At 53.1% G+C, this 23,352-nt stretch carries 24 protein-coding genes and 6 tRNA genes; 18 read left to right on the top strand and 12 right to left on the bottom strand.

Annotated elements, in window-relative coordinates:
- Positions 1–89 precede the first annotated feature (89 nt).
- Positions 90–962 (bottom strand): alpha/beta fold hydrolase, encoded by an 873-nt coding sequence (locus tag GSR16_RS15365; RefSeq protein ID WP_159878889.1) that lies wholly within the window; start codon positions 960–962, stop codon positions 90–92.
- Positions 963–1,118: 156 nt separating this feature from the next.
- On the opposite strand from GSR16_RS15365, the gene GSR16_RS15360 reads away from it, so the two are divergent.
- Together GSR16_RS15360 and GSR16_RS15355 are read left to right on the top strand one after the other, a co-directional pair.
- A complete protein-coding gene (locus GSR16_RS15360; RefSeq protein ID WP_159878887.1) occupies positions 1,119–1,991 on the top strand; it encodes an AraC family transcriptional regulator in 873 nt (290 codons plus the stop codon).
- Positions 1,992–2,004: 13 nt separating this feature from the next.
- A complete protein-coding gene (locus GSR16_RS15355) occupies positions 2,005–2,490 on the top strand; it encodes an AraC family transcriptional regulator (RefSeq protein ID WP_159878885.1) in 486 nt (161 codons plus the stop codon).
- Positions 2,491–2,579: 89 nt separating this feature from the next.
- Here the strand turns inward: GSR16_RS15355 and guaB are convergent, their stop codons facing one another.
- Positions 2,580–4,043, bottom strand: a complete 1,464-nt coding sequence (guaB, locus tag GSR16_RS15350) for an IMP dehydrogenase (protein ID WP_159878883.1) — start codon at positions 4,041–4,043, stop codon at positions 2,580–2,582.
- A 133-nt stretch (positions 4,044–4,176) separates the two neighbouring features.
- On the opposite strand from guaB, the gene GSR16_RS15345 reads away from it, so the two are divergent.
- The 8 genes from GSR16_RS15345 (at position 4,177) to GSR16_RS15310 (ending at position 7,640) form a co-directional block, all read left to right on the top strand.
- Complete coding sequence (locus GSR16_RS15345; protein WP_159878881.1) at positions 4,177–4,611, top strand: DUF4124 domain-containing protein; 435 nt, start codon at positions 4,177–4,179, stop codon at positions 4,609–4,611.
- Between the two features lie 4 nt (positions 4,612–4,615).
- Positions 4,616–6,421: an excinuclease ABC subunit UvrC gene (gene uvrC, locus GSR16_RS15340; protein WP_159878879.1), complete on the top strand. Its 1,806-nt coding sequence runs from the start codon at positions 4,616–4,618 to the stop codon at positions 6,419–6,421.
- 26 nt (positions 6,422–6,447) lie between these two features.
- The gene (gene pgsA, locus GSR16_RS15335; RefSeq protein ID WP_089084969.1) at positions 6,448–7,029 is read left to right on the top strand and encodes a CDP-diacylglycerol--glycerol-3-phosphate 3-phosphatidyltransferase; all 582 of its coding nucleotides are present in this window, start codon (positions 6,448–6,450) and stop codon (positions 7,027–7,029) included.
- An 88-nt stretch (positions 7,030–7,117) separates the two neighbouring features.
- Positions 7,118–7,193, top strand: a tRNA-Gly gene (locus GSR16_RS15330).
- A 28-nt stretch (positions 7,194–7,221) separates the two neighbouring features.
- Positions 7,222–7,297 (top strand) — tRNA-Gly (locus GSR16_RS15325).
- 46 nt (positions 7,298–7,343) lie between these two features.
- Positions 7,344–7,419, top strand: a tRNA-Gly gene (locus tag GSR16_RS15320).
- Positions 7,420–7,448: 29 nt separating this feature from the next.
- A tRNA-Gly gene (locus GSR16_RS15315) sits at positions 7,449–7,524 on the top strand.
- A gap of 42 nt (positions 7,525–7,566) precedes the next feature.
- A tRNA-Cys gene (locus tag GSR16_RS15310) sits at positions 7,567–7,640 on the top strand.
- A gap of 75 nt (positions 7,641–7,715) precedes the next feature.
- Here the strand turns inward: GSR16_RS15310 and GSR16_RS15305 are convergent.
- The 8 genes from GSR16_RS15305 to GSR16_RS15270 form a co-directional block, all read right to left on the bottom strand.
- Entirely contained in the window at positions 7,716–8,813 is a 1,098-nt protein-coding gene (locus GSR16_RS15305; protein WP_159878877.1) for a fimbrial protein, read from the bottom strand.
- Positions 8,814–8,953: 140 nt separating this feature from the next.
- A complete protein-coding gene (locus GSR16_RS15300; RefSeq protein WP_159878875.1) occupies positions 8,954–10,087 on the bottom strand; it encodes a fimbrial protein in 1,134 nt (377 codons plus the stop codon).
- Positions 10,088–10,137: 50 nt separating this feature from the next.
- Positions 10,138–11,529, bottom strand: coding sequence for a fimbria/pilus outer membrane usher protein (locus GSR16_RS21360; protein ID WP_159878873.1), 1,392 nt, complete (start codon positions 11,527–11,529; stop codon positions 10,138–10,140).
- Between the two features lie 37 nt (positions 11,530–11,566).
- Entirely contained in the window at positions 11,567–12,664 is a 1,098-nt protein-coding gene (locus GSR16_RS21355; RefSeq protein WP_159878864.1) for a fimbria/pilus outer membrane usher protein, read from the bottom strand.
- 45 nt (positions 12,665–12,709) lie between these two features.
- On the bottom strand, positions 12,710–12,970 hold the full coding sequence (locus GSR16_RS15285) for a fimbrial biogenesis chaperone (RefSeq protein ID WP_159878854.1): 261 nt from the start codon (positions 12,968–12,970) through the stop codon (positions 12,710–12,712).
- On the bottom strand, positions 12,967–13,443 hold the full coding sequence (locus GSR16_RS15280) for a fimbrial biogenesis chaperone (RefSeq protein WP_159878852.1): 477 nt from the start codon (positions 13,441–13,443) through the stop codon (positions 12,967–12,969). Before GSR16_RS15280 ends, GSR16_RS15285 begins: the two co-directional genes overlap by 4 nt.
- Positions 13,444–13,543: 100 nt before the next feature.
- Positions 13,544–14,083: a fimbrial protein gene (locus GSR16_RS15275; RefSeq protein WP_159878850.1), complete on the bottom strand. Its 540-nt coding sequence runs from the start codon at positions 14,081–14,083 to the stop codon at positions 13,544–13,546.
- 193 nt (positions 14,084–14,276) lie between these two features.
- Positions 14,277–14,819 carry a fimbrial protein gene (locus tag GSR16_RS15270; protein ID WP_159878848.1) on the bottom strand — a complete coding sequence of 181 codons (543 nt, stop codon included), beginning with the start codon at positions 14,817–14,819 and terminating at the stop codon, positions 14,277–14,279.
- Positions 14,820–15,184: 365 nt separating this feature from the next.
- Here GSR16_RS15270 and GSR16_RS15265 point away from each other — a divergent pair, with 365 nt between their 5' ends.
- Complete coding sequence (locus GSR16_RS15265) at positions 15,185–16,249, top strand: nucleoid-associated protein (protein ID WP_240902508.1); 1,065 nt, start codon at positions 15,185–15,187, stop codon at positions 16,247–16,249.
- Positions 16,250–16,312: 63 nt separating this feature from the next.
- On the opposite strand, the gene GSR16_RS15260 is transcribed toward GSR16_RS15265, so the two are convergent.
- Entirely contained in the window at positions 16,313–17,509 is a 1,197-nt protein-coding gene (locus GSR16_RS15260) for an amino acid aminotransferase (RefSeq protein ID WP_159878846.1), read from the bottom strand.
- A 209-nt stretch (positions 17,510–17,718) separates the two neighbouring features.
- Between GSR16_RS15260 and GSR16_RS15255 the strand changes: the two genes are divergently transcribed.
- The 3 genes from GSR16_RS15255 to GSR16_RS15245 all read left to right on the top strand — a co-directional run bounded on the left by GSR16_RS15255 (position 17,719) and on the right by GSR16_RS15245 (position 19,641).
- Positions 17,719–17,803: transfer RNA gene (locus tag GSR16_RS15255), tRNA-Leu, on the top strand.
- A 211-nt stretch (positions 17,804–18,014) separates the two neighbouring features.
- The gene (locus GSR16_RS15250; RefSeq protein WP_159878844.1) at positions 18,015–18,419 is read left to right on the top strand and encodes a ProQ/FINO family protein; all 405 of its coding nucleotides are present in this window, start codon (positions 18,015–18,017) and stop codon (positions 18,417–18,419) included.
- 88 nt (positions 18,420–18,507) lie between these two features.
- A complete protein-coding gene (locus tag GSR16_RS15245) occupies positions 18,508–19,641 on the top strand; it encodes a glycerate kinase (protein ID WP_159878842.1) in 1,134 nt (377 codons plus the stop codon).
- Between the two features lie 140 nt (positions 19,642–19,781).
- Here GSR16_RS15245 and GSR16_RS15240 read toward each other — a convergent pair whose 3' ends face one another.
- Entirely contained in the window at positions 19,782–20,651 is an 870-nt protein-coding gene (locus tag GSR16_RS15240; protein WP_159878840.1) for an ion transporter, read from the bottom strand.
- A 120-nt stretch (positions 20,652–20,771) separates the two neighbouring features.
- On the opposite strand from GSR16_RS15240, the gene cysK reads away from it, so the two are divergent.
- The 4 genes from cysK (at position 20,772) to GSR16_RS15220 (ending at position 23,349) form a co-directional block, all read left to right on the top strand.
- Positions 20,772–21,704 (top strand): cysteine synthase A, encoded by a 933-nt coding sequence (gene cysK / locus GSR16_RS15235; protein WP_159878838.1) that lies wholly within the window; start codon positions 20,772–20,774, stop codon positions 21,702–21,704.
- Between the two features lie 142 nt (positions 21,705–21,846).
- On the top strand, positions 21,847–22,320 hold the full coding sequence (locus GSR16_RS15230; RefSeq protein WP_159878836.1) for a hypothetical protein: 474 nt from the start codon (positions 21,847–21,849) through the stop codon (positions 22,318–22,320).
- A 7-nt stretch (positions 22,321–22,327) separates the two neighbouring features.
- Positions 22,328–22,738: a YchJ family protein gene (locus GSR16_RS15225; protein WP_159878834.1), complete on the top strand. Its 411-nt coding sequence runs from the start codon at positions 22,328–22,330 to the stop codon at positions 22,736–22,738.
- A 302-nt stretch (positions 22,739–23,040) separates the two neighbouring features.
- On the top strand, positions 23,041–23,349 hold the full coding sequence (locus GSR16_RS15220; protein ID WP_159878832.1) for a hypothetical protein: 309 nt from the start codon (positions 23,041–23,043) through the stop codon (positions 23,347–23,349).
- Positions 23,350–23,352 lie beyond the last annotated feature (3 nt).

Raw genomic sequence — 23,352 nt, 5'->3', positions numbered from 1 at the left:
GGTGTAGGGGCATCTTTCCGGCTTGTTTGCTCATTTTGACACCGGTCAAACACAAATTCTGGCGGTCTGAAAAAGGCGCGGGATACAGCTTAAAGCAGGAAAGGTTGAATGGTGGCTGCCAGACTGGCTGGCTGCTCCCACTGGATCATGTGGCCGGCATCGGCAACCACGGTTTCTTGCAGCTGGGCAAAGCAGGCACGGCGTTCTGGCAGGGTGTCCAGCACTCCCCTGGCCATGGGGTGGTCCCACATATCGCCCCCCATCACCCACTGAACAGGTGCTGTGATGCGCTGCCAGCAGCTCTTGGCCTCCTCCAGTCGGTACAGTACCGGGTTGACCATTTTATGGCGCGGATCTGCCCGGTATACCAATTCACCATCTGCCATGCTGCGGGTGAGTGTAGCGGCCAGCCACAGGGCGCGCTGTCTTTCCAGCCTGGGATTACGTTCAATCAGTTTGTCCGCAACATTTTCCAGGCTGCCCAAGCTGTTGAATGTCGGAGCCTCTCTACGCTCGCGCAGCCAGCGTGCATAGCGCCCTGGCGCTTCCGCCGGGCGCGTGGCATTCAGACCAAAGCCTTCCACCAGCGACAGGCGGGCAATGCGTTCCGGGCGTACCCCGGCATAGATGCCGGCAATCATCGCACCCATGCTGTGACCCAGCAGGCGTACTGGCTGCCTGGGGGAAAAGTGCTGAAGCAAGGCGTCCAGATCGGCCAGGTAATCGGGGAAGTAATAGCTGCCCTGATTCCAATCGCTATCACCGAAGCCACGCCAGTCCAGTGCCATGACATGCCAGTCGCCCGGCAGCGCATCCACCAGAAACTGGAAGGTGGCAGAGCTATCCATCCAGCCATGCAGCATGAATAATGGTGTAGCATCTTCCCGCCCCCAGTGGCGCAGCAGGTGACGATGGTGGTTGAGGGAAATAGACTCGACGCGGCTGGTGTGGGTGAGGGGCATCAGTGTTGCACCGGCAAGATGGCAAAGCACATAGTGTACGGAAAAAATATCAGCGGATCCCGCCAAGTGATGCAATGTGCTGTGGGCGATGTGCCTGCCGTGGGAAAAATCAATAATCGCAAAATCGATCAATACATCTCATCTAGACTGTCCGCCATGAGCAAACCCTATCGTCAGCACGGTCCCGGCACCCTGTATTCGCAGCGTCTGATGCGCGCACTGGATTATCTGTGGCGGCATCTGGATCAGCCAGTCTCGCTGGAGCGGCTGGCCGAGGAGGCTTGCTTCTCGCCCTATCACTTTCATCGCCTGTTTCATGCGCTGATGGGGGAGACGCTGAGTCAGAGCCGGCAACGTATGCTGTTGCACCGTGCGGCTGACGAACTGGCTGCTGGCCGTCGCGCACTACCGGGCATTGCCGCCCGTGCCGGTTATGGTAGCAGTGCCGCTTTTGTGCGGGCCTTTGGCAAGCACTACGGCGAGACGCCGGGGCGCTATCGTCAGCGCCGTTTGCTCATTTCCGCCACTTCACAGGAGCGTGTCATGCCCAATGTCAGCATCATCTTGTTACCCGCCATTGCGGTCGTGCAGCGGCGGCATTATGGACCATATATGGGGATAGGGCAGGCGTTCGACGCCCTGCATGCGCTGATGGGACCAATGCCGGGAGAAGGGGAGCCCTTGCAGGTGTTTGGCCAGTATCTGGATGATCCGGATGAGGTGGCAGCGGCTGATTTGCGTTCCATTGCCAGTGTCAGTCTGCCCACCGGATTCAGCCTGGGCGATGCCGCGCTGGCGGCGCAAGGCTTTGCGCGTGGTGAAATCCCTGCCAGCCGTTATGCTTGCCTGGAGCATGTAGGGCCGTATGCCGAGCTAAAAACCGCATGGGATCAGCTGTACCGCCACTGGTTGCCGCAAAGCGGTGAGGAGCCCGCCGACCTGCCTTGCCTCGAGCAGTATCTGAATGCCCCCTACAATACACCGCCCGCCCAGTTGCGCAGCCGCTTGCTGCTGGCCTTACGTAACTAAACAGGAGCCCGCCATGTATCAGGTAGAAATCATTCATTTTGAACAGCCGCTGCCGGTGCTGATGAAGCCGCATCTTGGACCTTACACCGGCATTGCTGCTGCTTTTGCTGCCTTGCGCGCGCTGTTGCAGCAACATGCCGGACCGAATCAGGCACTACGCGCTTTTGGACAATATCTGGATGACCCCGCCACGGTTGCGCCGCAGGCATTGCGCGCAGCGGCCTGCCTGACCCCGCCGCCGGCTTTGTCCTTGCCGCGTGCCAAAGTGGAAGAGCTGGGTTTTGTCTATGGAGAGCTGGCGGCCGGGCGCTATGCCAGCATTGTGCATGCGGGGCCGTATCAGGGTCTGGCAGCGGCATGGAACTGGTTGCTGCAGGAATGGTTGCCCGGTAGTGGCGAGCAATTTGGCCAACGCCCCTTGCTGGATGAAGCCTTGATCGGTCCGCATGATGTGGCACCGGAGGCATGGCGTACCCGCTTGTTGCTGCCCTTGGCCTGAGTAACAGCCACAAAAAAGCCCGCATCGTGTGACGCGGGCTTTTTGTTCGTCAAGCGGTCCAGGACCGGCTGTGACGAAGGGACGAAGGATTAACGCGAAACGTGGTAGTTCGGCGCTTCCTTGGTGATTTGTACGTCGTGTACATGCGATTCCTGCATACCGGCGGAGGTGATTTCCACGAAGCCGGCCTTTTCATGCATTTCATCGATGTTGGCGCAGCCCAGGTAACCCATGGAGGAGCGCAGGCCGCCCATCAGCTGATGGATGACGGCAGCGATCGGACCCTTGTACGGTACGCGACCTTCAATACCTTCCGGCACAAACTTGTCGGCAGCATTGGAGCTGTCCTGGAAGTAACGGTCAGCCGAACCCTGGCTCATGGCACCCAGCGAGCCCATACCACGGTAGGACTTGTAGGAACGACCCTGATACAGCTCGACTTCACCCGGCGCTTCTTCGGTGCCGGCGAACATGCCGCCCAGCATCACGCAGTTGCCACCGGCAGCCAGTGCCTTTGAAATGTCGCCGGAAAAACGGATGCCGCCGTCGGCGATCATCGGCACGCCAGTGCCTTTCAGTTCTTCGGAAACATTGTGGATGGCGGTCAGTTGCGGTACGCCCACACCGGCCACGATACGGGTGGTGCAGATGGAACCGGGGCCGATGCCCACTTTCACGCCATCAGCACCAGCCTCCACCAGCGCGCGCGCAGCGGCGGCTGTAGCGATGTTGCCGCCAATCACATCAACCTGCGGGTAGGTCTGCTTCACCCAGCGCACGCGGTCGATCACGCCCTGGCTGTGGCCGTGGGCAGTATCCACCACGATCACGTCCACGCCGGCAGCCACCAGCGCGGCAACGCGCTGTTCGGTATCGCCACCGGTGCCAACTGCAGCACCCACGCGCAGACGACCCTGATTGTCCTTGTTGGCGCTCGGGTGTTCGCTGGTCTTGATGATGTCCTTGACGGTAATCAGCCCCTTCAGCTCCCACTTGTCGTTGATCACCAGCACGCGCTCCAGGCGGTGGGTGTGCATCAGTTCGCGGGCTTCGTCGATGCTGGCACCTTCCTTGACGGTAATCAGGCGCTCACGCGGCGTCATGATCGAGCCAACGGTCTGTTCCAGGCGGGTTTCGAAACGCAGGTCACGGTTGGTGACAATACCCACAACCTTGCCGTTTTCGATCACCGGCAGGCCGGAAATCTTGTGTTGGCGGGTCAGCAGCACCAGATCGCGCACCAGCATGTCCGGGGCAATGGTGATCGGGTCTTTGACCACGCCGCTTTCGTGGCGTTTTACCTTGGACACTTCCGCAGCCTGTTTGTCGGCCGGCATATTCTTGTGAATGATGCCAATACCACCTTCCTGAGCCATGGCAATGGCCAGCCCGGATTCGGTAACCGTATCCATGGCGGCAGAAACCAGCGGCAGGTTCAGCGTGATATTGCGGGAGAGTTTGGTAGAGAGGACTACGTCGCGCGGCAGAACTTCCGAATGGGCCGGGACGAGGAGAACGTCGTCGAAAGTATAGGCTTTCTCGATGATACGCATCTGGCGTTTCCTTTGCGGCAAAGCGGCATTATACCGAGACTATTGATGTGTTGCAAAAAATGCTGATGCTTGCTTTTGCGATCAGCGCCCCGACACCGTACAATCAGTGTGTTTCAGCTTAGGACATCACACCATGAAAACCCCCGCTATTCTGAGCGTGCTTGTTGCATTGCTGCTGTCGGCCCCCGCGATGGCGGAGGTGTATCAATATGTCGATGCCAACGGCAAAACAGTATTTTCCGATCAGCCGCCGCCAGGTTCCAAGGCCAAGCAGATGAATGTGCGCGCCTATGCGCCCGCATCGGCTCCGGCCAAGGCAGTCAAGGGCAGCCCCTTGAGCGATACCGACAAGAAAAATGCCGAAATTTCTGCCGAAAACGCCAAGGTGAAAGAACAGAACAAGAAAGTGGCACAGGAAAACTGCAAGCGCGCCCGCGACAATCTGGCATCGCTGCAGCAAAATGGTCGTGTCCGCATGCCCGGCAGCAATGCCCTCGCCACCGACAGCCAGCGCAGTTCCCTGCAGCAACAAGCCCAGCAGGATGTGCAAAGCTGGTGTAACCAGTGACCACATGAACCAGAACAGTTTCGATTATCAATCGGTACTGGCCACACTCCCCAATTTGCCCGGCGTCTATCGCATGTTCGATACGTCGGGCAATGTGCTTTATGTGGGCAAGGCCATCGATCTGAAAAAGCGCGTCAGTTCGTATTTCCAGAAGACTGACCACTCACCCCGCATTCAGCTCATGGTGCGGCAGATTGCCAGTATTGAAACCACCGTCACCCGCTCGGAAGCCGAAGCGCTGATCCTGGAAAACAACCTGATCAAGGCGCTGGCACCCAAGTACAACATCCTGTTTCGGGATGACAAGTCCTATCCCTATCTGATGCTGACCGGCCACACCTTTCCCCAATTGGCCTATTACCGGGGAGAACCCAAGAAGCCGCATCAGTTTTTTGGCCCTTACCCCAACAGTTATGCCGTCAGGGAAAGCATTCAGATCCTGCAAAAGGTGTTTCGCCTGCGCACTTGCGAAGATGCTGTATTTGCCAATCGCTCACGCCCCTGCCTGCTGTATCAGATCAAGCGCTGCTCCGGCCCCTGTGTCGAACATATCAGTGCGGAGGAATACCGGGGCGATGTGCAAAGCGCCGTTGCCTTTTTGCAAGGTCGGCAAAACGAACTGATCGACACGTTGACCCAGCGCATGGAGCAAGCTGCGCTGGCGCTGGAGTTCGAGCAGGCAGCCGAGCTGCGCGACCAGATCCAGGCCTTGAGCCGGGTACAGGAAAAACAGTTTGTTTCCAGTAATGCCAGCCAGCAGGATTGTGATGTCGTGGCTGCAGTCGCCGATGGCGGGCTGGTTTGCATCAATCTGGTAATGATACGAGGCGGTCGCCATCTGGGAGACAAAAGCTTTTTTCCCCAGGGCGCTGTTGACGACGATGCAGGAGCCGCGCTGGATGCATTTCTCGCCCAGCATTATCTCGGTGCGCCCATGCCACCGGTCATCATTGTCAATCAGGATGTATCAGCGGCATTGCGTGAACTGATGGAGCAGCAGTCGGAACGTCGTGTCCATCTGGTCAGCAATCCCATCAGCGAACGGCGCGTGTGGCTGGAAATGGCCGAAAAGAACGCCATGTTGGCCATTCAGCAGCGTCTTAGCAGCAAGGCTACCCAGCAACACCGCGTGGCGCAGCTGAACGAAGCACTGGGACTGGAGGGGGTAGAGCGCCTGGAGTGCTTTGATATCAGCCATACCATGGGCGAAGCCACGGTGGCGTCTTGCGTCGTATACGACAAGGAAGCCATGCAGCCCGGTCAGTATCGGCGCTTCAATATTGAAACTGCCAAAGCAGGCGATGATTACGCTGCGATGCGCGAAGCGCTTACCCGTCGCTATAGTCGCCTGGCGGCAGGGGAGGGCGTATTGCCCGATGCGGTATTGATTGATGGCGGCAAGGGCCAGGTTGGTGTGGCGCTAGAGGTCTTTGCCGAGTTGGGCCTGACGTTGCCCATCATCGGGGTAGCCAAGGGCGAAGCGCGCAAACCCGGTCTGGAAACGCTCATCCTCCCTTACCAGCAAAAGACGCTACAATTGCGCAGTGATCACCCGGCATTGCACCTGATCCAGACCATCCGTGACGAAGCGCACCGCTTTGCCATTACCGGACACCGTGCGCGGCGTGCCAAGGCGCGTACAGCATCCACGCTGGAAGAGATTCCAGGGGTTGGCGCCAAGCGACGTCAGCAATTGTTACTGCGCTTTGGTGGTTTACGTGGTGTAGTGGCAGCCAGTATTGACGATTTGTCCCAGGTAGATGGCATTAGTCAAACCCTCGCGGAAAAGATCTACCAGGCTTTGCATTAAACGAAAACCATAAGCAGATTAACCACATGCCCTTCAATTTGCCGATCTTCCTTACCTGGCTGCGCGTTGCGCTGATACCACTGTGTGTAGCCGTCTTTTTCCTGCCGGATTCCATGCTGCTGGCCGCCGACCGCAATAATGTCGGTGCCATGATCTTCTTCCTTGCCGCCTGGACTGACTGGCTGGATGGCTTTCTGGCCCGCAAGCTAGGCCAGACCTCGGCATTCGGGGCGTTTCTGGATCCAGTGGCCGACAAACTCATTGTGGCAGCTGCACTTATCCTGCTGGTGGAAATGGGCCGTACCCCGGGCTGGATGGCCATGATCATCATCGGTCGTGAAATCACCATCTCCGCACTACGCGAATGGATGGCCGGCATGGGAAGCCGAGGCAGCGTTGCCGTGGCCTATATTGGCAAGCTGAAAACGGCAGCACAAATGCTGGCCATCCTGTTGTTGCTTTATGCCGGTCCGCTTTTCCCTGGTGTGGATAGCCTGCTTGCAGGAAATATTTTCATGGTTATCGCCGTGATTTTGACTTTATGGTCAATGGTTTACTATCTGCGCATGGCTGCCCGCGAGTTTTCCGGCAAAAAAATTGATGTTTGAAGTGTTGACAGGGGGCGAGAAACCCTTATAATTCGCACTCTCTCGACGCCACTTAGGTGGCAGACAAGAGAAGCAAACCAAGTTGTATGCGGGAATAGCTCAGTTGGTAGAGCGCAACCTTGCCAAGGTTGAGGTCGCGAGTTCGAGCCTCGTTTCCCGCTCCACTACTTGATTTGCAGCAGTATATGCGACGCGGGAATAGCTCAGTTGGTAGAGCGCAACCTTGCCAAGGTTGAGGTCGCGAGTTCGAGCCTCGTTTCCCGCTCCATCCACTGTATTGGCAGCAGTAAACATGTTTGGTAGTGCCATGCGACGCGGGAATAGCTCAGTTGGTAGAGCGCAACCTTGCCAAGGTTGAGGTCGCGAGTTCGAGCCTCGTTTCCCGCTCCACCCACACTATCAAAAGTAGCACCCACGACGCGGGAATAGCTCAGTTGGTAGAGCGCAACCTTGCCAAGGTTGAGGTCGCGAGTTCGAGCCTCGTTTCCCGCTCCACAATTTATCAGTCAGACGCAGCGCTGATTGAACACAAGCTACGGCGCGGTAGCAAAGCGGTTATGCACCGGATTGCAAATCCGTGTAGGTCGGTTCGACTCCGGCCCGCGCCTCCAAAAAAAGCCCTTGCAGATAATGCAAGGGCTTTTTCAATTTCAACTTACCTTTTAAATCCGCCTGAATCCACTGCGCTACTGATACGACATGGTGAAGGTGGCAATTGCTTTCAGTGTCCCCGGTTTTATAGTCCCGGTCCGGATATAGCTTGCGGTAAATGGAATGGGTAGGCTGCCTGTCAAATTACTTCTCACCAAAAACTGACCAGGATTACCCGCCATGCTGGAGTCCGGCCCCAGGGTAATCGGTAGGCCGTATTGATCGCTAATCTGTACCCCTACCCCGCTTGCACTAGAACCACTGGCCGCGCTGACTACCGTAGAGTTTGTTTGACCTGGCTTGCTATTATCAGTCAGCGTCATGTATACATTAACAGGTGTAGTACTAGGGCAATTTACCCACAGTGAAAATGGCGTATTGCCGGTAGTTGCGCCAACACTGCTTAATTGTTTGGCGTCAATGGCGGGTAAATTAACCTGCAAATTCTGTGTGTTGACTGAGCAGCTAGCAGCTGCACTCCCTGTCGATACGGTCCACGTTTGATTATTACTCGTAAAAGTGACACCAGTTATACGACTGCTCGCAGGATCAAACTGGGCGGGGGATTTATAACTTACTACAAAACCTACCCAGTTAGTATATCCATAGGTAACTTTTGTAAGAGTTATAGGTGCATAACGCATCAGACGGAGTTTTGCAAAAATGGGTTCAGTTGTATTAGGTATTTTTGCTTCATAGAGTGTATATGGAGCATAAAAATCAATGGGTGTTATATTTGAGCCGTTGGAGCCTCCTCCTGCAATAAAGCCAACTCCGAAATTAATCGTGGATCCAGGAGACCCCCAGACAGGATAGTTAATACCATCGCTTGGGTCAAAATAATAGCCCACACGTGTTAGAGCAGATGTAAGCATTCCTATGTAGAAATAAGTCATTGTGGTGGTACTGCATCGTGTATATGCAGGAGATAATGTCGTTGTGGCCCATGCGCTGAGCGGTGTAATCAGTGGTGCATCCCGCGCAGGGGCGATGATGCTAGATTGTGGGATGGTTAGTGGAACAATTGTTGGGTAAGATGTTGTGCACGCATATGTCACGCTAGGCAGGATGGCAATGCTAATCAGTAAGCCAATTTTTTCAGCAATGTAAATGGGTATGTGCTGCTTAGTCATGTTGATAAATCCATAGGTGATTGATGTTCAAGCTGTTCATCCTGATAGACTAAGCTATGAGTGTTGATGCTGCCTTGTCTGGAATTAGCCTGCACGTCACCATTTAAGATTGGTATATCTTTGCTTTGGCTGTGGATATACTATTGATACGACATGGTGAAGGTGGCAATTGCTTTCAGTGTCCCCGGTTTTATAGTCCCGGTGCGGATATAGCTTGCGGTAAATGGAATGGGTAGGCTGCCTGTCAAATTACTTCTCACCAAAAACTGACCAGGATTACCCGCCATGCTGGAGTCCGGCCCCAGGGTAATCGGTAGGCCGTATTGATCGCTAATCTGTACCCCTACCCCGCTTGCACTAGAACCACTGGCCGCGCTGACTACCGTAGAGTTTGTTTGACCTGGCTTGCTATTATCAGTCAGCGTCATGTATACATTAACAGGTGTAGTACTAGGGCAATTTACCCACAGTGAAAATGGCGTATTGCCGGTAGTTGCGCCAACACTGCTTAATTGTTTGGCTTCAATGGCGGGTAAATTAACCTGCAAATTCTGTGTGTTGACCGAGCAGCTCGCGCCTGTTCCCTGGGGGAATGTATAGGTTGTGCCGAAGGCTGCAAATAGTGTTTGAGCCATGGGAGATTTTGCCGGATCTGGATAGGAATAGCTTGCATTTGCCGATGTCCACAAAAACACAAAAGAGCCTGTACTTCCTGTCTGGATGGTATTTGATGGGAGTTGCGCATAACGTACCAGTCTTAGTTTGATAAAGGAATAAACTGATGGAGAGCTTGGAATAGTTGTATCATAGATAACTATCTGACCGAGCCCCCAAGGTAAAGTACGACTACTATCCGGCCCTATTCCAACAATATAGCCCACTCCCGCAGTCGGACCTGTAGCGGTGTTAAATGGAAATGTGTTGATCGGATATGTATTTCCATCGCTTGGGTCAGTATAATAGCCAACTATTATCATGTTACCGCCTGTGGATTGCCCGGCTGCATAAAAGTATGTCAGCTTTGTGGTGTCGCAATTAAAAAATGTAAGATTATTATAGGTATTCCAAGGGCTGAGTGGTGTGACTAGTGGTGCATCTCGTGCAGGAGCCGTGACGCCGGAAATAGCTAATGGGATATTGCCAGTGGCTCCCATTCGGGTGCAGGCACCATGAACCAGATTAGGTAAAATAATAAGCCCTACCAGCAAGCCGATTTTAGTCAGCCCTCTATATAATTTATTTGTGTGCTGTGTATTGCATCTGGCATCTGGCATGTCATCCTCTCCCAACTCGATTTATTCTTCAGCGGTTTGTGTCAAATACATTAATTTAAACTTGTCTGGCAGACGCTGCTCTTGAATGAGGCGATGCTGGAATCGGCATTGTCATAACGCAGCATGCACTTCTTGCCGCCTTCCAGGTCGACAAACAGATTGCCACTCGCCTGTTTGACACGGGCAAACAGTTTGCCACCTTGTCCGATATCACCGACCACATTGCCGTCCTTGTCTTTAACGCTGGCACCAAAAGGCAATGGGCTTTCATCGGCAAAGCGGGTCTTCAGTAGCAGCGGCAGGCCCTTGCTGGTTTTAAACTTCACCAGAATGACCGAACCACTGCGTGGGATGGCTTGCGTACTGCTGTAGTCCAGTTGTACGCCATCGCTCATGCTGCCGGTTTCTAGCTGTATATCATTCTTACGGTAAGAAGATAGTGATGGCAGTAGCGCATGTCCTGAACCATCAACTTCCACACCGATGCCTGGCATCACCATTGCGCCTTTGGCATCCGGGGCTTCGATGATGGCGGCGCTTTCACCCAGTTGCTGGCCGAGCAGCACAGTCCCGGCAGCGGCCACTACCGAGCCACTCAAGCCGAAAGAGGCTTGCTTACTATGGGTGGCACTGCTGGCACTGGCATTAACAATGCCTTTGCTACCCTGATAGGCGATGTTGCCAGCAATACTGCTGTAGTTACTGCTATTACTGCCGCCAGTATGACTTTCCCCGGCATTTATTCCGTAGCTGAGTTTTCTATCTTCGTCTATGGTGCCGCTCATATTGATTTGGGCATCATTACTGCCGGTAGAGTCGTGGCGCAGCGAGCTGCTGAATATCTTGCTACTATCCAGATTATAGTTAATGCTAAACATAATGCTGTTGACGGTTTTATTGCCCAAGTTGGTCTGCCTGCTGGCATCTAGTCCCAGGCTGCCCCACTTGAAACCTTGTCGTAAGCCTGCCTGAAATTGTGTATTGCGTGGCTGGCCTCCCCAGTAATCCTGGATTGAACCGCTAATATAGGCAGAGGTGTTATTGTTAAAATTTTGATTAATATTAACTTCTGCTCGGCTACGCAAACGTGCGAAGTCGTTAAGCAATAGCTGGCCATTATTCGGGTTTGCCAATGTATCACGAATATTTAGCGCGGTTTGCAGATCCATAAAGCCAGAAGTCGAGTAACGGTATGCGGCCAGCGTGACATTGGTTCCCGTCTCTTTGATTAATCTGCTGAAGCTGAGTCGATATGACTGGCCTGTTAGCGTAGTGTCATTAAGCCGGGTATGTGAATTGGTAATATCAAAACCCATGGCTCCAAACTGGGTGTTGAATACGCTACCAAGCTCTAGCGTAGAATAGCCATCTGACGCCGTAACACCGCCATTCAGTGTTATCAGATTAGATAAGCCACGCTGGTAGGTAAATTGTCCGAGCATGGGCCGGGTATTGAGTAATTTCCGTACTTGACCCAGGCTACAGGTTGTAGCGGTCTGAACCTTCTCGTAAGGAGCGTGGTACAGCAGAGAAGGGAACGGAAAATGTTTTTACTTTACCGTCAGCTTCCGTTACCGTTACTTCAAGATCACCATTGTAGCTAGCCGGCGCAATATCTCTTATTTCAAATGCACCAGGAGCAACCGTGGTATCGGAAATGATAAAGCCATTTTGTCGAATGACTACATGGGCATTGCTACTGGCCATCCCGCGGACGACTGGAGCATAACCAGTATCATTGATAGGCTTCATTCGATCATCACTGGCAATACGCATTCCACGTATTGGGACAGGAGTGAACAGATCGGAATCTGTAAAGGTTTCACCAATAATCAGTTGGGAATGTATAGTGTCCAGATCATGACTGATATAGCTTTGGGTTGGAACAATAGAGTGCCCACCCGAATTGCTCCAATTGAATGACGTCGTATTACGAAATCGCCAGCTGCCAAGATTTAGCCCTATATTTGTGGATAAATAGGCATTGCTATTACTGGTGTCACCTGTTTTCGAGTAGTAAAAATTGCTGGAGTAATCAACAAGTAAGGCAGGCACGCCGGCATCCCAGCTTTCCGGCGGAGTATAGCCTGCTAAATGCTGCTGCATGCCCACCTGCGGAACACTGATTTTTAACTGCAGGAGGTTGCTATCAAATTGATAAAATGCGCCATCGATCTGCTTGGCCAGATCAACGCAAATATCCTCATCTTTTTGTGACTCATCTTTTTGTGTTGCTACCGGCAAGCGGTCGGCACGGACCCCCAGTTCGAGTAATAGAGAGCGAGGGATGCATGGAACTGTATCTTTACCGTCAGGTGTTTTGGTCAGGCGAATATCACGACGTCCTCGTGGTATGTCGTTGATAAGTATATCCGTGCTGTACTCACCTTCCGGTAGTGATGTGCCAGTCTGAAATTTGCTGAAATCCAGTTTCTTCAGAGATTCACCCCATAGCAAGCTTCGGTCAAACGCAGGCTCGCTGCCATTTTCATTGGCTTGTGCTGCTTGATGGCTCATGCCAAAGCAGACTGCTAGAAAAAGGTGTATTGGCTTTTTTTTGAAGATAACAGATTTCACAGTGTAAACCTTATTGTGTCACAGTGATGACAGCTATTCGCTTGTCTATTCGGCAAGCTTGGCTGTATAGCTCGAGTTGCCACCAAAGTCATTGATAATACTGAAATTTATGCCTGATTTAATTTCTTCATTCTTAGCTGTTATTGGGTATTCGATATCACTGTTAGGTGCAATCATGGATTTTTGCGGTGACAAATCAACGCTGCCCTTTGTTTTTTCGGTATTAATCTGTATTTGATTAAAAGTAATATAGTATGGCGTGCTGTTATGAATGGCTACATGCCATTTAGAATTTTTGTTAATCAATTCCAGCTTAATTTTTCCGGTGCATTCTCCGGTGCGATGTCCAGTTTTTCAGGGCGAAAGAAAAATTTTATCCGACTCCTGACGCCAATGCGCAGTTGGTTAGTATCGTCGCTATTTTGTGGTACTTCTAGTACATTTACCCAGAACAGGCTTTCTCTGTCTGTAGGGAGCGCGGTTTCCCCGGTATAGCGTACGCGAATATTTTGCCCCTTTTCAGGTTGTAATAGCGATATGGGAGGAGTTAAAATAAAGGGTGCAGGAGTATTGTCTGGTGTGTCCTTGCTATTCCCTTCATCAATCCATGTCTGTATTAGTGACGACCTTTTGCCCGCATTATTCACGTTGAAGGTAATTTCTTTTTTACTGGCCAAGTAAATGATGCGGGTTGTATTGATGGAAACATCAGCCTGTGCCAGATTAAGCAGGCTGCAGATGGAAAGAGTGCTTACTGCCAGCGTAATGTTTTTAATCATGTTTTCCCCGGATATATTATGTGTGAAAACCAGAAGGGGGTCAGTGCCCCCCTCTGTTGACAAGTGTTTCTTTCAGAAGCCGTGTATGAAGGTAAAATACTTACTGGTACTGCACGGTGTAATTTACTGTGGCAATAACATCTCCAGCCGTGACTGCGGCTTTGGCGTAGTAGCTGGCCCGGTAATTCAGTATTGCTTTATTATTGATAATGTCGAAGGATGCGCCGCTACTACCAAAGCCACTGCCTTGTCCAATATTGATGGGGGTATTGGCATCCATGTTGTACAAGGCAATATCGACATTCTTTGCGGTACCGGTATTAATCAGTCTGCCGCTTGCTGCATCGACATTGGTACCAGCCTCAAACCAGGCAGCCGCTTTGTTGAATGTCAGTGGGCAGCCGATGAGGGTGATGGCAAACTGTGTGGCACCTGCGGTGGCACCAGGGCTGGCCAAAGAACTTGCCGAAACAACTGGCAGTATGACCGTGCCATCATTCGTTCCATTGGCAGCACTGATGGTGCAGGTTTCGGATGAAATATCGCCGTTAAAGTTGATGGTTCCATCGGCGGCATGCACTGCTGGTGCCAATGCAGCTAGTAGCAAAATGGTTGAAACGCTTGTAAGGCCCTTTTTCATGTCAAAGTTCCTCGAGTAGGCAGACCTGGGGTGCATACTGTTTGTATAGTCTGAAAGTTGGGAAGGGGTAAATTTGCCGATATATAGTCAGAGGAGGAGTCCAGTAAATACGACTCCTCCTTAGCTAATAGGCCATACCCATATGCAGTGACGCTGCAGTGTTGCCAGCGTCTATATGCATGTGGGTGTTTGCTTATTGATACTGAATGGTGTAATTGACGGTGGCGACTACCGAACCCGCAGTAGCTGCTCCTTTCGCGTAGTAACGCGCATTGAAGTTCAGCGTAGCGGCATTGTTGGCGATATTTACCGCTGAGCCGCTACTGCCAATTGTCCCATTACCCTGGCCAACAGCAATCGGTGTGTTGTTGCCAATGTTGTACAGTGCGACGTCAACATTGGTGGCGGTGCCAGTGTTAATCAGGCGACCGGTAGCCGGGTCTACATTAGTGCCGGATTCGAACCAGGCAGCGGCTTGGGTTGCTGCACCCGAGCAGCCTGTCAGCGCGATGGTGAACTGGGTTGCACCGGCAGTAGCACCGGCGGTTGCCAAGGATTTAGCCGAAACCATCGGCATCTTGACGGTAGCATCCGCAGTGCCGCCTGCTACAAATGGGGTGCAAGCTGAAGCAGTAACGTTACCGTTGAAGGTGATGGTGCCGTCGGCAGCTTGTGCCTGTGCGGCAATGCCAGCCAGCAGAAGAGCAGCAGAAGCGGTGGTGAGCAGTTTTTTCATGATGTCTGTTCCTTAAGGTGTTCGATGAGGGAATCCAAATGCGCTGACGCGGTTCATGCGTTTGGCTTGGGCAAGTATCGAACGGGAGACTTTTTTTTTATCTAAGACACATCATTTTTGAATCTAAGAAATTTCCTATATCCGGTGGTTTCGGTTTGTTTTAGCTGTGTTAGGTTTAAAAGATGATTTTTATTTTAAATTTATATGCTTAGTTTAGCAGTCAGCTAATAATCTCAAGTTGGTGTTTTCCTCGCAATGCAAGCCATTGCCTTGCTTGATGTTTAATAGTTATTTATTCCTTATTCATTTGCTATTGGCATGCATTGTCCCGTTTTGCATAATTCTTACAGTGCTGTGCATTTCGATTGTCAAGCAGCGAGGCGAGGGCAATAATCCAACTTTGCTTTGAGCTGAGGCAGCTTATGTTGATTGGTGAATCGCGTGTTGAGCGCTTGGTGGTGCATCGGGTAGGTAACCAGGCCCGAGGTGAGGCGCTACAGCTATCTGAGCGTGCTAGTGAGGTTGATGATGATGTTTCATCGCTGATCCTTAGCGGCTATCTGCGTGGCGTGGTGTCTGACAAGAAAAAGCATCAGTTCTTTCATGAGTCTGATCTGAATCTGAATGAGATTTATCATTACACCCGGCAGTTCTTCCGCGGTGAACTGGACTTCCTCGCGCTGTCGCAGCGTATCGCCAAGCATCTTTACGCTCGCTCACAGCATCCGAATATCAGTGCCGGGGATCTGTTTGTCATTCTGTTTTCCGGCTTGTCGGACGGGGACCGGGAGCTACGCGCACTGGGCGTATTCAAGTCAGAAGTGAGAGATGATTTCCTGTCGGTCGTGGAGGCCGGGGAGGTGTTTGATATCCGGCATGCATCCGGTATCAATCCCAGGCTGATCGACAAGGGAGCTTTGATTCTGGAATCCGGCCCTCTGGTGTATGCGGTGGACCGTGGTGGTCAGCAGGCAAAATTCTGGCTGGATGATTTTCTCAAGGCAATGCGTGTGCCGGATGCCAACAGTAGTAGCCGCATGGTGGCAAGTGTGGTGGAGCAGCTTTCCGAGGAAATTGCCGATCCGTTGGAGCAAGCCCGTTTCAAGGATGAATTCCTGGCGGTGTGTGAAGCCGAGGAGGAGGTGTCCACCAGTCAGGTCAGCTCCATTGCCGAGAAATTTGTTGGTAAGGAACAGGTAAGCCAGGCTTTTGACACCGCAGCGGAATCCTATGGGTTTTCACTGGATGATGAGGCACGCCTGCCCGCTCAGAACATGGCCAAGCGACTTGAGAAGACGCTATCTAAATATGGTATCGGCCATGGCATCAGTGTGCTGTTGCCCACGGGGATCACCTTGAAGAATATTCAGTCGGTCAATGATGGTGAAGGGGAGTTGACCCTGACATTGAAATTGCACAAGCGCGAGTGATGTTGAGAATGGCAGTAAAAAGCCCGGCTTGCAGGCCGGGCTTTTCATTGTTGTCTTGCGCAGTTATGCCTGTAACACGCTGGCCATGGCTTCAGCCACGTAGCCGACGTTGCTGCTATTAAGACCTGCCACACACATACGGCCCGAACGTACCAGATAGACGGCAAATTCTTCACGCAGGCGATCAACCTGATCGGGGCTTAGTCCGGTGTAGCTGAACATGCCTTGCTGGGTGATGAAGTAGCTGAAATCACGACCAGGCAGGCGAGTGTTTAGCACTTCATGCAGTTTTTGACGCATGGCCTTGATGCGTACACGCATTTCTGCAACCTCCGCTTCCCATTCATCAAACAGGGCGGGGTCATTCATCACTGCCGCCGTAATCTGGCCACCGTGGGTAGGCGGGCTGGAGTAATTGCGACGTACTGTAGCTTTCATCTGACCCAGCACGCGGTTGGCTTCTTCGGCTGTATTGCAGACAATCGAAAGGCCTCCACAGCGCTCGCCATAGAAAGACAGGTTCTTGGAGAAGGAGTTGCTGACGAAAAAGCTGATGCCGGCATCGGCCATGCTGCGGATCGCGTAGGCGTCTTCGTTCAGGCCTTGGCCAAAACCCTGATAAGCGATATCCAGGAAAGGTAGCAATTTGCCAGCCTTTAGTACTGGGATTAGAGCATCCCATTGCGCCTGACTCAGATCGACACCTGTAGGGTTGTGGCAGCAGGGGTGAAGCAGTACCACGCTTTGTGCTGGCAGTTGCTTGATGGTGGCGAGCATGTCGTCAAACAGCAAGCCGCCACTAACAGCATCGTAATAGGGGTATTCGTGTACCTTGATGCCGGCACCTTCAAAGATGGCGCGGTGATTGTCCCAGCTGGGATTGCTGATCCAGGCTTGGCTCTCTGGGAAGTAACGCTTGATGAAATCTGCGCCCACCTTGAGTGCACCGGAACCACCGATAGTCTGGATGGTGGCGATGCGCTGGCCGGTGACTGCCTCATGATCTGCACCAAATAGTAAACGCTGAACTGCACTGCGGTAGTTTGCAGCACCTTCTATGGGCAGGTAGGGGCGTGGTGACGGGGCTGCTGCACGTGCGGCTTCTGCCTTTTGTACCGAACTCAATAAAGGAATGCGGCCTGCTTCGTCATAATACAGTCCGATCCCGAGGTTCACTTTTTGTGGGCGGCTATCGGCATGAAATGTTTCTACCAGTGTCAGTATGGGGTCACCCGGATAGGCTTCGACATGTTCGAACATGAGACGGCAATTCCTTTGTCGCAGATTGTTTTTAAAAGTGATGTGCGGCCCCGGTATTGGATGAGGGAAAACCGCAAAGCGTGTCATGCATCTTCGCGCAAAGCACGCCATGGCAGCAAGCGATGTGCCGGGCATGTCTTGCATGGCGGTAAAAAGCACGCTTGATGGATGACGCAGTGCCCAAGTACTGGCATAATCCGCCACTCGATGCGCCCATGGCGAAATTGGTAGACGCAAGGGACTTAAAATCCCTCGACTTCGGTTGTGCCGGTTCGACCCCGGCTGGGCGCACCAGCACCGTTGCCAGCCTGACACGCAAAACAGGCCTGTTATTGTTTGTACCAGCCTTTTACTGGCATGGCCTGGAAAGCTGCATTACCATACAGGACGCCGCTGTGTTGTGGACAAGACCACAAGCTGGCCTCGCGACGGCTTGCACACCGTCCATCCGTCTGGCAGGATTGCCTGCCATTAGAAAAGCATCACTGGATCTAGATAGAAGTTCATGAAGCCAAATACCGAAACGGCACTGGGTGCTGCTCTCAAATCCGCAGTACAGAGCCTGTCGAAGAAAAAGCAGACAGAAATGATTGCGGAGCATGTTTACAGCAAATTTGAAGTGTTCCGTCAATTCCGTCCGCTGGCTCTGGGCATTCACGAGAGCCTGATTGCCGCATTGCCGCAATTTGATGCAACTCTGATTTCGCGTGTGGTGGCCAATCACTGCCGCAAGCCCCGCTATGTGAAATCGCTGGCCCGTGGTGGCAAGCGTTTTGATCTTGCCGGCAAGCCTAGTGGCGAAGTGAGTGCTGAAGAGAAAAAGGCTGCTCAGCTGATGTCTGCGCCAAAACCTGCTGCAGAAGCAGCTGTCGTGGAAGCTGTACCGAACGATCAGGCCGCTGCCGAATAAGACCACGTAGCCCGGTTTCCTAACCCCTCCTTGCCTTGGCAACGAGGGGTTTTGCATTTATGTTGGCTGTTTTCATGGGGGATGAATTATGCGCTGGGTGATTGCACCGGACTCCTACAAAGGCTCGCTGGATGCTGCCGGCGTGGCACAAGCCATGCGGCAAGGTATTGCTCAGGTTGACCATCAGGCGGTGTGCATCCTGCGCCCCATGGCCGATGGCGGAGAAGGCACGCTGGATGCATTGCATGCGGCAGTCGGTGGCGAGTGGCTGCGTTATCCGGTCTGCAATGCGGTCGGGCAGAGCATGGACGTGGATTGCCTTTTGTTACCGGACGGTACGGTGGTACTCGAGGTTGCTCGCATCATCGGCTTGCCGGATGCTGGTAACTCTGATGTTAAAGATCGCAGCAGCCGGGGTGTGGGCCAATTATTGCGGGCTTTGGTGCGTGATGGATATCACCGTATTGCTGTTGCGCTGGGTGGATCCAGCACCAATGACGCGGGTGCCGGTTGCCTTGCTGCCATGGGGCTGCAACTAATGGATGAAGCTGGTGTAGTGCTGCATGGACGCTTACAGGATCTAGCGTCCGTGCATGTGCTGAATACAGATGGGTTGGCCAGTTGTATGGATGGAGTAAGTCTTGAGGTCTGGTCTGATGTTGAGAACCCGTTGATTGGCCCGCAAGGCGCAACGGCGGTTTTTGGTCCACAGAAAGGCGTATCTGCAAGGGATATTCAGGAGGTGGATGGCTGGATTGCGTATTTTGCCGGTTTGCTTGATGCCGGATTGCCGCATCCTTTGCGGGATTTGCCTGGGTCCGGCGCTGCTGGCGGGCTGGGTTATGCCATGCAAGTGCTGGGGGGGCGCATGGTGTCTGGTGCTCAGGCAGTGGCACAACATATTGGGCTGGCCGATGAAATCGCCAGTGCCGACTGGGTTCTCACCGGTGAAGGCCGTAGTGATAGCCAGACCTTGTCCGGCAAGGCTCCCGCTTGTGTTGCCAGCCTGGCCCGGCAGGCGGCCGTACCAGTAAGCCTGCTATCCGGCGCCATCATTGCCGATCATGCTGGAGCGCTGACAGGTGCATTTGACGGCTGCTATTCGTTGTGCAACAGACCAATGACGCTAGGCGAGGCCATGAACGAAGCTCCGGACCGTATCGCTCAGCAGGCAGAGCAATTGGCACGGACCATACTGGCTGTGCGGCCGGGGAGGGGCTGATATCCATCTAGCTATGGGCGGCAGACAGAAATCACTAGTTTTTATATGTATGTCATGTAAATCCCACTAGCAGCAGCTTGTTCGGTGGTGTTGAAGTGGGTAATACCTGCCTCGTTCTGGCATTTCTCTCTGGAGTCCGGTTAGCTGATATCGTTTGTTGACGGACGCGGCAAGGTGCCACCGCAATGTTTGCAGAAACGTGCATCCCGGTCATGCCCTTCGGTGAAGCAATGCGGGCAAAGGCGGGTAGCAGATTGGTCTTCAGCTGGTATTGTCGTGGTATGGCGGGCTATTTCTGCCGTCACGATGCCGGTAGGTACGGCAATGATGCCGTAACCGGTAATCATGACCATGCTGGCCAGCGCCTGGCCCAGTGGTGTTTTGGGTGTGATGTCGCCAAAGCCGACGGTAGTCAGGGTGACAATTGCCCAGTAGATGCCGATGGGAATGCTGGTGAAGCCGTTCGCTTCACCTTCTATCACATACATCAGCGTCCCCAGGATGATGACCAACACAACGACGGTTACCAGAAACACCAGAATCTTGCGGCGACTAGCCATCATGGCGCGTTTCAGTTCATGGGCCTCACCCATGTAGCGGGTGAGCTTGAGTATGCGGAACATCCGCAATAGCCGCAAAATACGGATATCGGCAAGAAACCTGCTCTCGGGGATGAATAAACCCAGGTAGAGTGGCAGGGTGGAGAGCAGATCCACCATGCCGAAAAAGCTGCGCGCATAACGTAGCGGCTTGTGGATGCAGATCAGTCGCAGCAAATACTCGACCGTGAACAGAATGGTGAACAGCCAGTCGAGTATCTTGAGCTGTGTGCCCCAGCTTTGGCGAATGCTGGCAACGCTCTCCAGTGCCACCGTCACCAGAGATAGCAGGATGGTTGCGATCAGGGCAAGGTCAAACAGGCGGCCAGAACGTGTGTCGGCTTCGAAAATGATGATGTAGAGCTTGCGGCGCCAGCCGCTCAGGGGTGTCAGTGTTTCCTGGGTTGGCATGATAGGTGGCGGACCCGTTGGTTTATTGGATAGAAGCAAACACTATTAGCGTTTTTCCGGTGCTCATATATTATATGTGTTATTAAACATTGCATTAATGTTGCCCGGGAGAATAAGACGATGCGTATCGCCAATACCGTAACCGACCTGATCGGCAATACCCCTCTGGTCAAACTGAACCGTGTTACCGATGGCTGCGTTGCCACCGTGGTGGCCAAGCTGGAGTTTTTCAACCCGGCCCACAGTGTGAAGGATCGCATCGCTGTCGCCATGATCGATGCTGCCGAGAAAGCTGGCAAGATTGGGCCGCACACCACGATTGTAGAACCCACTTCCGGCAATACCGGCATTGGTCTGGCCATGGTATGTGCCGCCCGTGGCTACAAGCTGGTGATTACCATGCCTGAAACCATGAGTCGTGAGCGCAGGCAATTGCTCAAGGCCTATGGTGCCGAACTCATCCTTACGCCAGGCCCGGATGGTATGGGTGGTGCCATTGCCAAGGCCCGTCAGTTGGTGGATGAAAACCCGGATACCTGGTTCATGCCACAGCAGTTTGAAAACCCGGCCAATCCGGAAGTGCACCGTAACACCACGGCAGAAGAAATCTGGCGTGATACTGATGGTCAGGTTGATATCTTCGTGGCAGGTGTGGGCACTGGTGGCACCGTGACTGGTGTGGGCGAGGTATTAAAGGCGCGCAAGCCTGGCGTACAGATTGTGGCAGTGGAGCCTGATGCCTCCCCGGTGCTGTCTGGCGGGCCCAAAGGGCCGCACCCGATCCAGGGAATTGGTGCCGGTTTCATCCCTTCTATCCTGAATACCGCGGTATACGACGAGATCATCCGGGTAAAGAACGATGATGCATTCGATACCGCCCGCGCGGTAGCGACCCAGGAAGGTGTGCTGGTGGGTATTTCCTCTGGTGCTGCGGTATGGGCGGCCATTGAGTTGGCCAAGCGCCCTGAAAATGTTGGCAAGCTGATTGTGGTGGTGATTCCATCTTTCGGGGAGCGTTATCTGTCCACTCCTCTGTTCGAGCATCTGGCCTGATCCGCCAGCCAGCTTGATTTGTGCTTGAAACCGACCGTGCAAACTATGCCGGTCGGTTTTGTTTTTTCCGCCCATTAACTTATCAGAACTGTTTGACCGGGCTTTTTGTCCAATACCGCCTTATATCCGCTACACTACCGCCATGATTTCCATCCCCAAATCCCTGCAGTTGCTGATTGTGATGCCAGTCTTGCTCGGTGGCTGCAGTCTGTTGCAACAAGCACCGGCACCACAAAGTGGCATGCGTCCGACACACCCGCCTGTTACGCCCTCGGTATCGGAAAGCAAGGTAGAGCAGTTGCTGAAGGAAGCCAATCGATTGGCTGGCAAGGTCAAGGCGAGTGAACTCAGTCGGGTTGCTGCTGCGGATCAGCTCAATACTTATCGCTTGCGGCTGATCGGTGCCAACTTGGTAGATGACAACAACTTTGCCATGTATCGCTACCTGGCTGTAGAGCGCGATGCTGGTCGGCTAAGTCAGGAAGAATCCCAGGCCAGGATGGAAATGCGTTTGCGGGAGTGGTTACGGCGCTGGCCCAAGATGCAGCCCAAGCCGCCACAACCGGTTTTTACCAATTTTCTGTTGAAACTCTATGGATTGCCCGCTCTGGGCTGATGAAACAATGAGCAAGAAAAAACAATCCAGCGGCTGCCCCTGTGGTCTGTCCGCCTCCTTTGACGAATGCTGTGGCCGTTATATTGATGCTGGTGTGCTTGCCCCTACGGCAGAAAGCCTGATGCGTTCCCGTTATGCAGCCTACACCATGAATAATGGTGAATACCTGCTGGCTAGCTGGCATCAATCGACTCGTCCGGCCGAACTGGATCTGTCGCGGGAGGAACGTTTTGTAAAATGGCTGTCGCTGGATGTGCTGAGTACTCAGGCGGGTGGTGAGAGCGATGAAGCCGGCGTGGTAGAGTTTGTTGCTCGCTACAAGGTAAATGGTCGTGCCCAGCGTTTGCATGAAATCAGCCGATTCCGCAAGGAGGAGGGACGCTGGTTCTATGTCGATGGAGATGCTGAAGAAGGCTGATACAAGTCTTGATACAGTCGGCGCGAATGAAGTGCTGTAGCCATCACAGACACTGAAAACCCCATGCAACGGTATGGGGTTTTTTATCTTTGCAGTCTGGTGTGTGGGTAGCGATGGTATTTCCTGGTGGCTGTCCTATGGTGATAGGGCAGCCATTTTTGCATTCCTTCCCCGCAACTGCATATGCACCGTCCAACATCGTTGGATGGTGTTTTATTGTTTCAAGTCAATTGCTTGGCGGAGATGCCTTTGGTTCTGTACAGGTCGGGTCTAGCGTTAAAGTGACACGAAAGGAGATGGCGATGGGACTGGCTCTGAAAGGCTTGCTGGGCGAGCTGGAAAGCTGCCGCAGCAAAGGTATGTCAACAGATGAGATAACACGGGTCGAGGTGGTCCGTACTCTGGAGATTCCACTGGATTTGCATGCCTGCCGGGAGTTACGTGTTTTGGCACATGTCTTCAGCGGAAATCAGGCTGAACTGGCCGCTGTGGTGTTGCGCGCTGCGCTCATGGACATGCAAGAGCATCTGGATGACGATCTGGATCTGCTTGCGGAAAGTGCCAGGCGTTTGATGGATGATCCATGCCAGCAGGCCAGTGAGGTCATTTAGGAT

This window comes from Aquitalea denitrificans (assembly GCF_009856625.1).
GTDB lineage: Bacteria > Pseudomonadota > Gammaproteobacteria > Burkholderiales > Chromobacteriaceae > Aquitalea > Aquitalea denitrificans.
This window is presented reverse-complemented; position numbering and strand designations above follow the sequence as displayed.

Coding starts and splice junctions, on each gene's coding strand:
- GSR16_RS21360 (WP_159878873.1), bottom strand. CDS start 11,529: ATGCTCGGACAATTTACCTACCAGCGTGGCTTATCTAATCTGATAACA.
- GSR16_RS15225 (WP_159878834.1), top strand. CDS start 22,328: ATGAGCAAGAAAAAACAATCCAGCGGCTGCCCCTGTGGTCTGTCCGCC.
- GSR16_RS15365 (WP_159878889.1), bottom strand. CDS start 962: ATGCCCCTCACCCACACCAGCCGCGTCGAGTCTATTTCCCTCAACCAC.
- pgsA (WP_089084969.1), top strand. CDS start 6,448: ATGCCCTTCAATTTGCCGATCTTCCTTACCTGGCTGCGCGTTGCGCTG.
- GSR16_RS15245 (WP_159878842.1), top strand. CDS start 18,508: ATGCGCTGGGTGATTGCACCGGACTCCTACAAAGGCTCGCTGGATGCT.
- uvrC (WP_159878879.1), top strand. CDS start 4,616: ATGAACCAGAACAGTTTCGATTATCAATCGGTACTGGCCACACTCCCC.
- GSR16_RS15220 (WP_159878832.1), top strand. CDS start 23,041: ATGGGACTGGCTCTGAAAGGCTTGCTGGGCGAGCTGGAAAGCTGCCGC.
- cysK (WP_159878838.1), top strand. CDS start 20,772: ATGCGTATCGCCAATACCGTAACCGACCTGATCGGCAATACCCCTCTG.
- GSR16_RS15230 (WP_159878836.1), top strand. CDS start 21,847: ATGATTTCCATCCCCAAATCCCTGCAGTTGCTGATTGTGATGCCAGTC.
- GSR16_RS15270 (WP_159878848.1), bottom strand. CDS start 14,819: ATGAAAAAACTGCTCACCACCGCTTCTGCTGCTCTTCTGCTGGCTGGC.
- GSR16_RS15300 (WP_159878875.1), bottom strand. CDS start 10,087: ATGCCAGATGCCAGATGCAATACACAGCACACAAATAAATTATATAGA.
- GSR16_RS15275 (WP_159878850.1), bottom strand. CDS start 14,083: ATGAAAAAGGGCCTTACAAGCGTTTCAACCATTTTGCTACTAGCTGCA.
- GSR16_RS15250 (WP_159878844.1), top strand. CDS start 18,015: ATGAAGCCAAATACCGAAACGGCACTGGGTGCTGCTCTCAAATCCGCA.
- GSR16_RS15260 (WP_159878846.1), bottom strand. CDS start 17,509: ATGTTCGAACATGTCGAAGCCTATCCGGGTGACCCCATACTGACACTG.
- GSR16_RS15240 (WP_159878840.1), bottom strand. CDS start 20,651: ATGCCAACCCAGGAAACACTGACACCCCTGAGCGGCTGGCGCCGCAAG.
- GSR16_RS15305 (WP_159878877.1), bottom strand. CDS start 8,813: ATGACTAAGCAGCACATACCCATTTACATTGCTGAAAAAATTGGCTTA.
- GSR16_RS15345 (WP_159878881.1), top strand. CDS start 4,177: ATGAAAACCCCCGCTATTCTGAGCGTGCTTGTTGCATTGCTGCTGTCG.
- GSR16_RS15360 (WP_159878887.1), top strand. CDS start 1,119: ATGAGCAAACCCTATCGTCAGCACGGTCCCGGCACCCTGTATTCGCAG.
- GSR16_RS15280 (WP_159878852.1), bottom strand. CDS start 13,443: ATGATTAAAAACATTACGCTGGCAGTAAGCACTCTTTCCATCTGCAGC.
- GSR16_RS15355 (WP_159878885.1), top strand. CDS start 2,005: ATGTATCAGGTAGAAATCATTCATTTTGAACAGCCGCTGCCGGTGCTG.
- guaB (WP_159878883.1), bottom strand. CDS start 4,043: ATGCGTATCATCGAGAAAGCCTATACTTTCGACGACGTTCTCCTCGTC.